Source organism: Nocardia sp. NPDC055029, from assembly GCF_053608525.1.
This window is the reverse complement of record NZ_JBSGVQ010000007.1, coordinates 154,073-166,799: the sequence shown is the minus strand read 5'-3', so window position 1 is coordinate 166,799 and position 12,727 is coordinate 154,073. Positions and strand designations below refer to the sequence as shown.

The window sequence follows — 12,727 nt, the reverse complement described above, 5'->3', positions numbered from 1 at the left end:
GTTGGATGTGGTGGTCAGACGCCGCCGGTCAGCGTGACGCCGCCGTCGAGAACCAGCAGTTGGCCGGTGACCCAGGACGCGTCGTCGGACAGCAGGAACGCCACCGCGCCGGCGATGTCCTCGGGCACACCGAGGCGCTTGAGCGGGTAGGTTTCGGCGAGCTCCTTCTCCTTGCCCTCGTAGAGAGCGGTGGCGAACTTCGTCTTCACCACAGCAGGCGCGACCGCGTTCACCCGGATGTCGGGGCCGAGTTCCACGGCCAGTTCCTGGGTGATGTAGGTGAGCATGGCCTTGCTGGCGCCGTAGAAGCCGATCCCGGGCGCGGGCTTGATCCCGGCCACCGACGACACGTTGACCACCGCGCCACCGTGCTCCGCCATCCACGCCTTGTGCACCTGCTGGGTCCACGACAGCGCGGCCAGGCAGTTGACCTCGATGATCTTGCGGGCCGCCTGCAGATCCATCTCGATCATCGGGCCGTACACCGGGTTGATGCCGGTGTTGTTGACCAGCAGATCGACGCTGCCGAATGCGTCTATCGCCCGGGCCACCGTGTCGGCCTGGTGGTCGATGTCGTCGGCGGGTCCTGCCACACCGAGCGCGTGTTCGGCGCCGCCGAGCTGCTGCACAGCGTCATCGAGAGCGTCCTTTTTGCGGGCGGTGACGACGACTTTCGCGCCGTCGTCGACCAGCCGCTGTGCGATGCCGAGGCCGATGCCGCGGCTGGCGCCGGTGACGATCGCGGTCTTGCCCGCGAAACGGCCGGTCACGACAGCCGCTCCAGCACCATGGCCATACCCTGACCGCCGCCGACGCACATCGTCTCGAGCCCGAACTGCTTGTCGTGGAAGCGCAGCGAGTTGATCAGCGTGCTGGTGATGCGGGCGCCGGTCATGCCGAACGGGTGACCCACCGCGATGGCGCCACCGTTGATGTTGAGCTTGTCCTCGGGGATGCCGAGTTCGCGGGCGGAGCCGAGTACCTGCACGGCGAAGGCCTCGTTGATCTCGACGAGGTCGATGTCGTCGATGGTGAGACCGGCGCGGCGCAGTGCCTGCTTGGAGGCCTCGATCGGGCCGAGGCCCATGATCTCCGGCGACAGGCCGGAGACACCGGTGCTGACGACGCGCGCGAGCGGGGTCAGGCCGAGTTCCCTTGCCTTGGTGTCGGACATGATGATCAGGGCGGCCGCGCCGTCATTGAGCGCGCAGCAGTTGCCCGCGGTGACGGTGCCGTCGGGCCGGAACACCGGCTTCAGCTGGCTCACCGCCTCCAGCGTGACACCGGCGCGTGGGCCGTCGTCGGCGCTGACCACGGTGCCGTCGGGCAGCGTGACCGGGGTGATGTCGGTGGCCCAGAAGCCGTTGGCGATGGCCTTCTCGGCCAGATTCTGCGAGCGGACACCGAACGCGTCCTGCTCCGCGCGGGTGATCCCGGTGAGCTGGGCGACGTTCTCCGCGGTCTGGCCCATGGCGATGTAGACATCGGGCAGTACGCCGTTGCGGCGCGGGTCGGCCCAGGATGGGGCGCCACCGCCGGCTCGCTCGGCGGTGCGGGCGACCGCCTCGCCGAAGATCGGGTTCTGGGTGTCGGGCAGGCCGTCGGCGTTGCCCTTGACGAAGCGGCTCACCGTCTCGACGCCCGCCGAGATGAAGACGTCGCCCTCACCTGCCTTGATGGCGTGCAGCGCCATGCGGGTGGTCTGCAGGCTCGACGAACAGTAGCGGTTGACGGTGGTACCGGGAACGGTGTCGAGCCCGGCCAGCACGGCGACCGCCCGGGCCATGTTGAAGCCCGACTCACCCGCCGGCTGCCCACAGCCGAGGACGAGGTCCTCGATCTGGGTCGGGTCGAGATTCGGCACCTGAGCCAGCGCGGCCCGCACCATCTGGACGGACAGGTCGTCGGGACGCATGTCCTTGAGCGAGCCCTTGCCCGCGCGACCGATCGGGGAACGGGCAGCGGCGACGATCACAGCTTCCGGCATCACATCTCCTTGGTGAATAAGCGCTTGCTTAGTGAGATAGTGCAGGCGGCCCCGATTACCGTCAAGAGACAACCGACCACAGGCGCCTGTTAGCCACATCACACCGCCCATGACAGGTGCCGTTCTACCGAGGCGAGATAATGGCGATCCCATGACCGACACCACCGAATCCCGCAGCGACGCGACCCGCGCACGCCTGCTGGAAGCCGCGATCGCAGCGTTCGCCGAGAAGGGTTTCAACGGGACGACGACGCGCGACATCGCCGCGGCCGCAGGCGTGAGCCCGGCCGCGGTCTATGTGCATCACAAATCCAAAGAAGAACTGCTCTACCTGATTTCGCGATCGGGCCACGATGAGACACTCGAGCTGATTCTGAAGGCGGCCGCGTCGTCCGACGATCCGGCGATCGCGCTGCGCACTGTCATTCACGATTTCGCCGTGCACCACGCCCGCGGGCACACTGGCGCCCGGATCGTGAACTACGAACTGAACTCGCTGAGCCCCGAACACCGCACCGAGATCCGCGGTATCCGCCACCGGATCGATCAGACCATTCGCGAACTGGTCGAGCGCGGGATCAAGAAAGGCGTCTTCGACACCCCGGACGCGCGGATCGCAGCCACGGCCCTGCTCTCGCTCGGCATCGATATCGCACGCTGGTACCGCGACGAGGGCGACTGGTCGCCGGAAGACATCGCCACGGCCTACGCCGAGATGGCGTTGCGCATCGTCGGCGCCCGCTGACTGGCCCGCACCAGCGCGATCAGTTCGATCACCGCTGTCGCGTGTCGAGGTGGCGAAACAACAGTTGTTGCGAAGATTATCTCGGTGGTGCCACCACTCGCACCGGACGGAGGAACTCGGCAACTCGCGGCCCCAGCTCCTGGGCACGGGTGACGAGGCCGAGATGACCGTCCGGGTAGATGTGCAGGGTCGACCGGGGCATCAGCCGGTGCATGATCTTCGCGTTGATCACCGGCACGATCGGGTCGTCGTCGCCGGCGAGAATCAGTGTGGGCTGCCTGATCAGGGGTAGGAACGGCAGGCTGGACCAGCCCGCGCCCGCGAGCAGCTGCAGCGCGTAGCCGAGGCCGGAAGCGCGGCCGGCATGGCTGTGCAGGATCTCCTCGGCGAGGTCCGGTTCCGCGCGCAGGCGTCCTCCGTAGATCATCGGAGCGATCGCCGCCGTGTAGGCGGGATCGCGGTAGCGGCGCGGCGTGATCATCTTGCTCAGCACCCGGGGATGCGCCGGAATCATCAGCGAGCCGGTCGCGGTGGCGACGAGCACCAGGCGCCGGCACCGCCGGGGATGCTGGAAGGCGAACTGCTGAGCGAGGCCGCCGCCCCACGAGATGCCGAGCACGTCCGTCTCCCCGTACCCCAGTTCGTCGAGGACCTCGCCGAGCAGACAGGCCAGAGTCGCGAAATTGTAAGGCATGCGCGGCAATTCGGAACCGCCGATGCCGGGCACATCGAACCGGATCACCGGGATCGCCGGGTCGAGCCGGTCGAGGAAGGGCGCCAACAGCTCCAGCCTCGCGCCGATCCCGTTGCACATCAGCAGCGGGCGGCCCCGACCCGCGCGCACCGCCACGCGCAGGCGCCGTCCGCTGATCCACAATTCCCGAACGATGTCGGCCTCGGCCACGTGGCCTCCTTCAGGTTGGGGACGACGCTCAGGTGTCGAGCCGGTTGCCGAGCTCCGGGAACGCGCGGATGGCCTGCAGCGCTATGGTGAGGTCGCTCAGCAACCGCGGGTCGTCGAGCGAGCCACCCAGATGTTCTTCGACGCGACGGATGCGGTGCCGGACCGTGTTCTCATGGCAGTAGAGCAACCTGCCCGCCTCGGCGGCCGAGCCACGCGAGTCGATCCATGCCGTCGCGGTGGCCAGCAGCGTCGTCCGTTCGTGGTCGGGCAGGGCGAGCACGCCGTGCAACACGCGCACCACGAACCGGCGGGTGGTATCCCGGTCGCGCACAAGGAGATCGATGTGCGGGTCGTCGTCGAGGCTCCGGATACCCTTCGTGCCGGGCGCCGAGGTCTCCAGGGCTACCTGGGCCAGCCGCAACGCCCTGGCCGCACCGTCGAGCCGGTGGAACAGCGGGCTCACGCCGACACGTCCGAGCGCCACCTGCGCGACCGAGGCGAGCACCTCCCCCGGGTCACGGCGTCCCAGGGAGAGCACCCCGATCTCGTGCTGCGGTTGGGAGCGCCATGCCGAACCGACGTCGAGCTGCCGGAGGCGGTCCTCGAGTCGCGGCAGCGCCGAGGAGTTCGAACCCGTCACCTCCGCGACGAGCACCAGGAAGGTGCCTTCGTAGGGCAGGTCGAGCAGCTTCGCGACCTCCCAGGCGCTCAGCGAACCGGAAGCGGGCCCGTCCAGGATCGCCGAGATGATGCCGGATCGCCTGCGGTCGGCCGCGATCATCCGTTCACTCATCGCCTCCCGGTAGGACTCGGTCAGGGCGAGAGAAAAGTCGTCGGCCAGTTCCCAGACCGTCGTCGCGGTGTCGAGCAGCGCATCCACCGACTTCTGGCCCGAGTCACGGGCCGCGGCGAGCAACCGCTCCCACAAGAACGCGAAGCCGAGGCGATAGGCGCGCAGCACCTCCGGCAGCGGCATATCCTGCATGGCCCTGGTGCGTCCGATATGCCGGGGCGCCGAAAGCTCGGCCCCCGGTTCGCCGCTCAACCGGGGCAGGATCTGATTCATGTTGACTATCAGCGATGTTCGCAACTCGCCGCGGCCGACAATGCTCCCCACGCGGTAGATCTCGATCTGCTCGGCGATCCGGTCGAGCAGCTGGTCTGCCAGTTGATCGATCTGATCGAGCAGGTCAGCGGCCAGTTTCGCCACCGGCGGAGCGAGACGTGAAGGAGGCACCTCGACAGGTTATCCACGAGGTAACGGCCGGTGCCGCATCGAGCGAACAGACTGTGGGCGCCGACACGTTCTCCGGTGATGCGTTGTCGGCGCCGACATTGGCTGAACCGGCGCGATGCGCGACTGTTCTAGTACGCGTTCGGCACGGTGGCCGCACTGAGATGCGGGTCATCGTGCGTTCGCCACCGGATTGCGAACAGCAGACCCACCACTCGGTCGTCGACCACCGCACCAACGAGATCTGGCTACCAGATCGACGCGGACCGGCCAGTGCATGCTGCGCGGACTGTGCCCGCGCGGCCGACAAGAGTGGAGTCGCCATCATCAATCCCAGCACGACCAGTGACAACCCGGAGTTCGTTGTTCCCTTCGATCACCTGCTGATCGACGCCGCGCTGGGTCCCGCTCACCGGTGGCTGCCCGGCAATTCGGGAGTTCGCTTCCTCGACGCTCTCGCCAAACGCCCCGACCGGGTCAAGACACGGGTCGGCAAGCTCGTCGACGAACTCGGCCGCATCGTCAAAGGCACCTCCGAGCTCGCACCGCCACCGAAGGACCGGCGCTTCACCGACCCGGAATGGTCGAACAACCCGCTGTTGAAGCGCATCGTGCAGGCCTATCTGGCCACGAACGAGCTGGCCGAAGGGCTCGTCGAGGACGCGCCGATGGAGTGGCGCGACGCCGAGCGGATGAAGTTCGTCCTGTCGAACATCCTCGAAGCCGTTGCCCCGAGCAATAATCCGCTGATCAGCCCCGTCGCCTGGAAGACGTTCTTCGCCAGCAACGGCTCCAATACCGTCTCGGGCCCACGCAACCTGCTGCGCGACTTCGCCAGCTCGCCGCGGATCCCGGCGATGGTCGAGCCCGACGCCTTCAAGGTGGGCGTCGACCTCGGGATCACGCCGGGAGCCGTCGTGTACCGGACAGAGATGTTCGAGCTGATCCAGTACCTGCCGCAGACCGAGACCGTGCGCGAGGTACCGCTCCTGATCGTTCCGCCCACCATCAACAAGTACTACGTCCTCGACCTGGCTCCTGGCCGCAGCCTCGTCGAGTACCTGGTCCGGCAAGGCCAGCAGGTGTTCATGATCTCCTGGCGCAATCCCGATGAACGCCACCGTGATTGGGGCACCGATGCCTACGCCGAAGCCGTCATCGACGCGTTCGGCGTGGTCGACCGGATCATTGGCGTCGGCGCCGTGCACGCCATGGCCGCCTGCTCGGGTGGCCTGATCGCTTGCATGGCGGCGGCACACCACGCCCAGACCGGCAGCATCGCCGAACTGGCCAGCCTCAACCTGCTCGTCACCATGATCGACCAGAACCGGGCAGGCGTCGCCGCCTCGCTCATCGACGAAGGTATCGCGCGTGCCGCGATCGCCCGGTCGCACAGCAAGGGGTACCTGGACGGGCGCACGCTCGCGGAAGTCTTCGCCTGGCTGCGCCCAGCCGATCTGGTATGGAACTACTGGGTCAACAACTATCTGCAGGGCAAGACCCCACCCAGGTTCGACATTCTGTTCTGGAACGCCGACACCACCCGGATGCCAGCCGCACTGCACCGCGACTTCATCGACATCGCCCTGCACAACAAGCTCGCCACCGCCGGCGCGGTCACCGTGCTCGGCACACCCATCGACCTGGGCGAGATCACGGTCGACTCCTATGTCGTTGCCGGCTCGGCCGACCACATCTGCCCCTGGACCAACTGCTACCGCAGCGCCCAACTACTCGGCGGCAAGGTGCGTTTCGTCCTGTCGACCAACGGCCACATCGCCGCGCTCGTCAACCCACCCGGTAACCGCAAGTCCAGTTACCAAGTGTCGGAGAGCAATTCGCTCGACCCCGCGGACTGGCGCAGCGCCGCGGCGACCGTACAGGGGTCCTGGTGGCCGGACTACGCCGCGTGGCTCGGCGACCGCTCTGGACACACGAAGCCGGCGTCGGCCACGCTGGGTAACGCCGACTTCCGCCCGCTCGGTGTCGCCCCGGGCAGTTACGTCATGGCCGACTGAGCGTCAGGCGCGCGGTCATCGTCACGGTGATCGCGTCGACGTCGGTGGTCTCAGGTTGGGCCGATGCGGTTTTCATCGGCCTCCCTTCACGATCTGCGGCGAGTACGTTGCGAGGTAGGCGGTGACAAGGCGTTTCAATTCGGAGATGGTGGGCTCGTCGCCGGACACCGACCGTCGAAATGCCACGTCGAACAGCCGGTTACCGGCTTCGAACGCGAGGTCGACGGCGAGCTGCGGGGTGTCGTCCGCGAGGAAGCCACGGTTGATCAGATGGCGCCGGAACCGCTCGGCTTGCGCTTCGTCGAAGGCCGCGGCGACCTCGCCGATCGCCGGGGAACGCCCGACATACCAGAGTTCGACGAAGCTCGGGAACTCCCGGTAGTACGCGAGCAACAGGTCGACGATCGTGTCGATGGCCTGGCCCAGATTCTTCGCTACCCGCTGCTCGAGCCCAGCGGTGATACGGATGTTCAACTCCTCCGAGTGGCGGCGCGCCAACTCGACGTCGACGTGGTTGCGATCGGCGAAGTAGTGGTAGATCGATGCCAGCGGGATGCCCGTCCGTTCGGCGATCGCCTTCAACGTCGCAGCTTCGTAGCCTTGCTCACGGAGCAGCGCCTCCGCCGCTTCCAGGATCGCCTGCACACGCTCGACGCCGCGGCGTTGCACCGGCGCCGGACGGGCCGAGGCCTTCGGAACCACGGAATTATCGAACACGATTCGAAATCGTATCAACGAAACCCGGGAACCCGTGGGAAGGTTTCGAGGCCCCCCGGCGTCGCCGAGATGATCGAGGCGCTGAAGCGGCTACCGTCCAGATCTGTCCGGCGGTGAGGCATCGGCGTCGCCGCCCTGTTTGCGCTCGCCAGATCCGATTCTGCGCGGCATCACCCTCGGCCGAGCACCCCTGGGCACATCATCCGTACCGGCACGTCTCCGACGCGAGGCGCCGAGGTCGATGACATTGTGTTCATGCTCGGCGTTCTCGCCCGCCTGCGCCACGGCGTCGACCGGCCACGAACCTGATGCGCTCTGCAACTCCGCTCGGGTCACCGGACGGGTGGGTGCCGGATCGTAGACAGCCTCCGGGGGCCAAGGCCGACGCCGGGCTTCGCCGACATCGTCTCGACCTCGCCGCGGCCGCTTCGGCAACCGGACGACGTTCGACGCCCGGCCCTCGGCCTCGCCAGAACCACCTTCGGAGGCCTTCATCTCGTCTCACTTCCGCCGCAGCCGCTCCAGCGCATCGAATCGACTTCCGCCAGGTCGCTTCGCGAACCTGTCCCGGCTTCCTGGTCCGGCATCGAACTAACCGCTGACAGGCGTCGCGGCACCCGTCGATCCCACAACGGCCAGTGCCTCGAACTTCGGCTTCGGTCTATCGATCACCTCCACATTCTGCATCAAAGCCCCCGTCACCCGCCTTCGACCCGGTGGGAACCGTGGCTGCTCAGCTACCTCGATGACGCGCTGTGACGGCAATTACGCAGCGCCATGCGTAATCGAAGACACCGCTGATCAGGGCGAATACCGGGTTCGCCGGGCGGTAGCGTCGATGCCATGCAGCTGACCGCGTCGACCGATATCGGGATGCGCGCCGTGATGCGCCTGGCCGCTGCCGACCAGGCGGGCGACCGGGTGACGATCAAGGCGATCGCCCACCAGGTCGGTGCCTCCGAACGCACCGTGTCCACCGTGGTGGCCCGGCTCGTCGAGATCGGCGTGATCGCGACGACCCGTGGCCGCGGCGGCGGGCTGGTGCTCACCGATACCGCGCGCTCGACGACGCTCGGGACGTTGATCCGGCAACTGGAACAACGTCCCGAGGTCCTCGAGTGCGCGGGGCCGCCGTCGTCGCCGATGATCGCGGGGGGCCGCCTGCGCCATGTCCTGGCGCAGGCCGCCGAGGCGTTCTACCGCGAGCTCGACCGGTTCACGGTGGCCGATCTCGTCGCCGGTTCGACCGGGCAGCTGCTGCCGTTGCGCGCGCAGACATCGCGTCGCGCGCCCGCTGATGCCGAGGAGCCCTGATGACCGCACCCACCCGCTCGCAACCCGAACTCGCTCCGGTCCAGGCCGAGATCGTGCGCGCGACACTCCCGGCGATCGCCGCCGCCGTCGACGAAATCACCTCCGTCTTCTACCGGACCCTCTTCGGCAACCATCCCGCATTGCTGCGCGATCTGTTCAACCGCGGCAACCAGGCCCAAGGCAGCCAGCCACGCGCGCTCGCCGCCTCGATCGCCACCTTCGCGACCTACCTCGTCGACCCCGCTCTGCCGCATCCGTCGGCGATGCTGGCCAGGATCGGGCACAAGCACGCCTCGCTCGGTATCACCGCCGAGCAGTACCAGGTGGTGCACGACAACCTGTTCGCCGCGATCGTGGAGGTCCTCGGCGCCGATGTCGTCACCGCTCCGGTCGCCGAGGCGTGGGATCGGGTGTACTGGCTGATGGCCGATGCGCTGATCGATCTGGAGAAGCAGCTCTATATCGAGTCCGGGGTGCAGCCGGGTCAGGTGTTCCGCGCCGTGACGGTGACCGAGCGCAGCGACGATCCGGCGGGTGTCGCCGTCTTCCGCGTTCGTGCCGTAGACCCGGCCGAAACGCTTCCCGGATTCGTTGCGGGGCAATATATCTCGGTGGGTGTTCGGCTGCCCGACGGCGCGCGTCAGCTGCGCCAGTACAGCCTGATCGAGGCGGGTGGGGACGGCACGCTGGCGTTCGCGGTCAAGCGGGTCGCCGCGATGCCTGGATGCCCGGCCGGTGAGGTGTCGACCTGGCTGCACGATCGGGTCGCGACCGGCGACGAACTCGAGATCTCGCTGCCCTTCGGCGATCTGACGATCGACCCCGACGCCGCCACACCGCTGGTGCTGATCTCAGCAGGCGTCGGCGTGACCCCGATGGTGGGCATCCTCGAACATCTCGCGGCCCGTGATCCGGGTAGGCCGGTCCAGGTGCTGCACGCCGATCGCAACGCAGGCACCCATCCCCTGCGCGCGCGGGTGCTCGCCCTCGTCGACCGTCTCGACCGGGCCGAGGTCGCCTTCTGGTACGCCGAGGAGACCGACGGCGCGCATTGGGGCCGGCTGGATCTTTCGGCGATTGCCTTGCCCGACGACGCCGAGATCTACGTGTGCGGTGGCGAGGGTTTCCTCGATGCGGTGCGCGCGCAACTGACCGTGGCGGGCATACCCGCCGAGCGGGTGCACATCGAACAGTTCACCCCCACCGACTGGCGTCGTTGAGCGAAACCGCCCTGGCCGACGACCGCTGAGGCATCGCATTCCGTCGTCCGCGCGAGGATAATTGTCAGCGGATGACAGGTTCGCCTACGTCCAGGAGTCAGCGATGATCCACAGCCACCGGGCGTTCTCCCACCTGGTCCACGCGATGGGTGAGGAGTCGTTCGGTGACGACCAGTTGCGTCATGCGGCCTGGATCGCGCGGTGCGTCGGCCGCGGGCCGACCGCGCCGCTGAGTCTCGGCGAGCTCTCCGAACTCGCCGACCGGGTCGAGGTCGGACCTCTCGCGGCCGGGACGCTGGTGTTCTCCGCGGGTGCACCCGCCGACGGGGTGTGGATGGTGAAGCAAGGCCAGGTCGAATTGTCGGTGGGTTCCGGGCGGGATCGTGCGGTCGTCGATGTGCTCGGCCCCGGCGACGTCGACGGTGACATCGCGCTGCTGCTGGGGATGCCACTGGCCTACACCGCGCGCACACGCATCGACGCGAGCTGCCTGTTCCTGCCCGCTTCCGCCTTCGAGGCGCTGCTCGCCAACGATCCCGCGACCGCCCGTCGCTGGTTTTCCAGTGTCGCCCAGCGGGTTTCGGCCGGTCAGGGACGATTGATCAACATGCTCGGCCGCCCGCTGCGCACCCAGGTCGCCCAGCTGCTGCTCGACGAGGCCGTCGACGGTTCGGTCCAGCTCGCCCAGCGCACCATCGCCGCCATGCTCGGGGTGCACCGCCCGTCGTTGACCAAGACACTCAAGGAGTTCGAGCGCCACGATCTGATCAGCATCGACGACGAAGCCATCAGCATCGTCGATGCCGAACGACTGCGCCGACTCGAGTCGGCGCACTGAATGCCGAACCGTTTCGGCGCTAGCGCTTGCGGCCGATCCCGCCGACGATGCAGTGGCGGACGTCGTTGAGCGGGGTGAGGTGCGGGCCGTCGGGCCACCAGTCGTCGCAGCGGACCAGGCCGGGTTCGACCATCTCCAGATCGCCGAACATGGCCTGGATCTCGTCTCTGGTCCGGAAGCGGCCGCTGCCCATCGGGCTGTGGATGAACTTCTCTTCCATCTTGCGGGCCAGTTCGCTGTATTCGGGCGTCTGCGGGTCGTGGAAGTGGGCGATCGCCACGAACGAACCCGACGGCAGTGCGTCGATGTAGGTCTGCATCAGCGCGGGGCCGTCCTCACCCAGGTAGTGGTGCAGGGTGCCGATGTGGAACAGCGCCAGCGGGCGGGTGAAGTCGAGTTCGGTGCGGACCGTCTCGTTGCCGAGCACCTCGAGCGGGCGGAAGATGTCGGCCTCGGCGATCCGGGTGCGGCTGTTGCCTGCCAGCAAAGCCCGCGCGTGCACCAGCACCGACGGATCGTTGTCGACGTAGACCACCCGCGACTGCGGGTTGACCCGCTGGACCACCTGGTGGGTGTTCTCCGCGGTGGGCAGGCCGGAGCCGAGATCGAGGAACTGGTCGATCCCCGACTTGGCCAGGAACCGGCACGCGCGGATGAGGAAATCGCGGTTGGCCCAGGCCAGATCGTTGACCTGCGGTGCGACGGTGCGGACCTGGGCCAGCACCTCGCGATCCACCTCGTAGTTGTCTTTGCCGTTGAGCGCGGCATCGTAGACGCGCGCGATGCTCGCGCGCGTGGTGTCCACCCCGACCGGAACGGCGCTGGGGTAGGCGGCAGAGGATTGCGACATCGGGCGCCTCCAGGCTTCGGACCGTCTGTACGAATTCAGCGTAGAGCATCTATTCCGTTGGCACAGAGGCTAACCCGGCTCCGCCTACCGTCGTTCGAGCCACTCCTCGAAGGTCGGGCCCGCGATGACGGCACCAGGTCCGGGCAGCAACGCGCCCTCGGCCTGCAGGTGGTGATCCGGGTCGGTCGGGTCGAGCACTTCGACCACCTGGGCCGGCGCGCCGCGCCGGGCGGCGACCCGCGCCACCGCGTCGACGAGCCGCCACTGCTGCGGGCCCGCGATCTCGACCACGGCGGGTCCGTCGGTGCGGACGAGGTCGGCCAGGTGCTCGGCGACCGTACGCGCGGCCACCAATTGCGCTCGGTACGCGGGTATTTCGGCCCGGTCGCCGACCGTGGTCCAGTCGAGCATCATCTCGGTGAACTCGTGGAACTGGGCCGCACGCAGAATGCGCACGGGAACCGGTCCCTCCTGGTAGGCGCGCTCGTGGGCGAGTTTGCCCGCGTAGTGGCCCGCGGTGAAGGCGTCGATGCCGATGATCGAGACCACCGCGATGCGCCGCACGCCTGCCGCCGCCGCGGCCTGCCCGACGTTGCGGGCGATCGTGTGGAAGAACTCGGTCACCGCCGCGGTGTCGGTGGTTTCGGCGTTCACCGCGTCCACCACCAGCTCGACGTCGGTGAGCGCGGCGGCGAGACCGTGGCCGGTCAGCACGTCGATGCCTGCCGTGCGGGTGATCTCGACGATGTCGTCGCCGTTGTTCTTCAGGACGTCGACCACCTCGCGGCCGATCCGTCCGCTCGCCCCGATCACTGCGATCCGCATTCGTTTCTCCTTTGACGGTGTACTGGTCGACGGGACGACGAAAGACGCGGGCGGAGTGTGACATCAGGCAGGTAG

General features: G+C 67.8%; 12 protein-coding genes. 5 read left to right on the top strand and 7 right to left on the bottom strand.

Annotation, left to right across the window (positions count from 1 at the left end; all coding sequences use genetic code 11):
• Window positions 1-14 precede the first annotated feature (14 nt).
• Window positions 15-770 (bottom strand): SDR family oxidoreductase, encoded by a 756-nt coding sequence (locus ACWF9G_RS09485; RefSeq protein WP_379308650.1) that lies wholly within the window; start codon window positions 768-770, stop codon window positions 15-17.
• A complete protein-coding gene (locus ACWF9G_RS09480) occupies window positions 767-1,987 on the bottom strand; it encodes an acetyl-CoA C-acetyltransferase (RefSeq protein ID WP_379308649.1) in 1,221 nt (406 codons plus the stop codon). Before ACWF9G_RS09480 ends, ACWF9G_RS09485 begins: the two co-directional genes overlap by 4 nt.
• Window positions 1,988-2,138: 151 nt before the next feature.
• On the opposite strand from ACWF9G_RS09480, the gene ACWF9G_RS09475 reads away from it, so the two are divergent.
• Window positions 2,139-2,732: a TetR family transcriptional regulator gene (locus tag ACWF9G_RS09475; protein WP_452514715.1), complete on the top strand. Its 594-nt coding sequence runs from the start codon at window positions 2,139-2,141 to the stop codon at window positions 2,730-2,732.
• A 76-nt stretch (window positions 2,733-2,808) separates the two neighbouring features.
• On the opposite strand, the gene phaZ is transcribed toward ACWF9G_RS09475, so the two are convergent.
• Complete coding sequence (gene phaZ / locus ACWF9G_RS09470) at window positions 2,809-3,636, bottom strand: poly(3-hydroxyalkanoate) depolymerase (protein WP_452514714.1); 828 nt, start codon at window positions 3,634-3,636, stop codon at window positions 2,809-2,811.
• Between the two features lie 28 nt (window positions 3,637-3,664).
• Window positions 3,665-4,873: a PucR family transcriptional regulator gene (locus ACWF9G_RS09465; RefSeq protein ID WP_452514713.1), complete on the bottom strand. Its 1,209-nt coding sequence runs from the start codon at window positions 4,871-4,873 to the stop codon at window positions 3,665-3,667.
• On the opposite strand from ACWF9G_RS09465, the gene ACWF9G_RS09460 reads away from it, so the two are divergent.
• Window positions 4,861-6,888: a PHA/PHB synthase family protein gene (locus ACWF9G_RS09460; protein ID WP_452514712.1), complete on the top strand. Its 2,028-nt coding sequence runs from the start codon at window positions 4,861-4,863 to the stop codon at window positions 6,886-6,888. The genes ACWF9G_RS09465 and ACWF9G_RS09460 overlap by 13 nt on opposite strands.
• Before the next feature lie 72 nt (window positions 6,889-6,960).
• On the opposite strand, the gene ACWF9G_RS09455 is transcribed toward ACWF9G_RS09460, so the two are convergent.
• Window positions 6,961-7,605, bottom strand: coding sequence for a TetR/AcrR family transcriptional regulator (locus ACWF9G_RS09455; protein WP_452514711.1), 645 nt, complete (start codon window positions 7,603-7,605; stop codon window positions 6,961-6,963).
• An 843-nt stretch (window positions 7,606-8,448) separates the two neighbouring features.
• Here ACWF9G_RS09455 and ACWF9G_RS09450 point away from each other — a divergent pair.
• The 3 genes from ACWF9G_RS09450 to ACWF9G_RS09440 all read left to right on the top strand — a co-directional run bounded on the left by ACWF9G_RS09450 (window position 8,449) and on the right by ACWF9G_RS09440 (window position 10,977).
• Window positions 8,449-8,919 carry an RrF2 family transcriptional regulator gene (locus tag ACWF9G_RS09450; RefSeq protein WP_452514710.1) on the top strand — a complete coding sequence of 157 codons (471 nt, stop codon included), beginning with the start codon at window positions 8,449-8,451 and terminating at the stop codon, window positions 8,917-8,919.
• Window positions 8,919-10,139: a globin domain-containing protein gene (locus ACWF9G_RS09445; protein ID WP_452514709.1), complete on the top strand. Its 1,221-nt coding sequence runs from the start codon at window positions 8,919-8,921 to the stop codon at window positions 10,137-10,139. Before ACWF9G_RS09450 ends, ACWF9G_RS09445 begins: the two co-directional genes overlap by 1 nt.
• Before the next feature lie 103 nt (window positions 10,140-10,242).
• Window positions 10,243-10,977: a Crp/Fnr family transcriptional regulator gene (locus tag ACWF9G_RS09440; RefSeq protein WP_452514708.1), complete on the top strand. Its 735-nt coding sequence runs from the start codon at window positions 10,243-10,245 to the stop codon at window positions 10,975-10,977.
• A 19-nt stretch (window positions 10,978-10,996) separates the two neighbouring features.
• On the opposite strand, the gene ACWF9G_RS09435 is transcribed toward ACWF9G_RS09440, so the two are convergent.
• Together ACWF9G_RS09435 and ACWF9G_RS09430 are read right to left on the bottom strand one after the other, a co-directional pair.
• A complete protein-coding gene (locus ACWF9G_RS09435) occupies window positions 10,997-11,827 on the bottom strand; it encodes an SAM-dependent methyltransferase (RefSeq protein WP_452514707.1) in 831 nt (276 codons plus the stop codon).
• Between the two features lie 84 nt (window positions 11,828-11,911).
• Window positions 11,912-12,652, bottom strand: a complete 741-nt coding sequence (locus ACWF9G_RS09430; RefSeq protein WP_452514706.1) for an SDR family oxidoreductase — start codon at window positions 12,650-12,652, stop codon at window positions 11,912-11,914.
• Between the last annotated feature and the right edge of the window lie 75 nt (window positions 12,653-12,727).

Bases quoted from the DNA above. Each gene is read 5' to 3' on its own strand.
- ACWF9G_RS09480 (WP_379308649.1), bottom strand. From the start codon at position 1,987: ATGCCGGAAGCTGTGATCGTCGCCGCTGCCCGTTCCCCGATCGGTCGC.
- ACWF9G_RS09475 (WP_452514715.1), top strand. From the start codon at position 2,139: ATGACCGACACCACCGAATCCCGCAGCGACGCGACCCGCGCACGCCTG.
- ACWF9G_RS09450 (WP_452514710.1), top strand. From the start codon at position 8,449: ATGCAGCTGACCGCGTCGACCGATATCGGGATGCGCGCCGTGATGCGC.
- ACWF9G_RS09445 (WP_452514709.1), top strand. From the start codon at position 8,919: ATGACCGCACCCACCCGCTCGCAACCCGAACTCGCTCCGGTCCAGGCC.
- ACWF9G_RS09440 (WP_452514708.1), top strand. From the start codon at position 10,243: ATGATCCACAGCCACCGGGCGTTCTCCCACCTGGTCCACGCGATGGGT.
- ACWF9G_RS09435 (WP_452514707.1), bottom strand. From the start codon at position 11,827: ATGTCGCAATCCTCTGCCGCCTACCCCAGCGCCGTTCCGGTCGGGGTG.
- ACWF9G_RS09430 (WP_452514706.1), bottom strand. From the start codon at position 12,652: ATGCGGATCGCAGTGATCGGGGCGAGCGGACGGATCGGCCGCGAGGTG.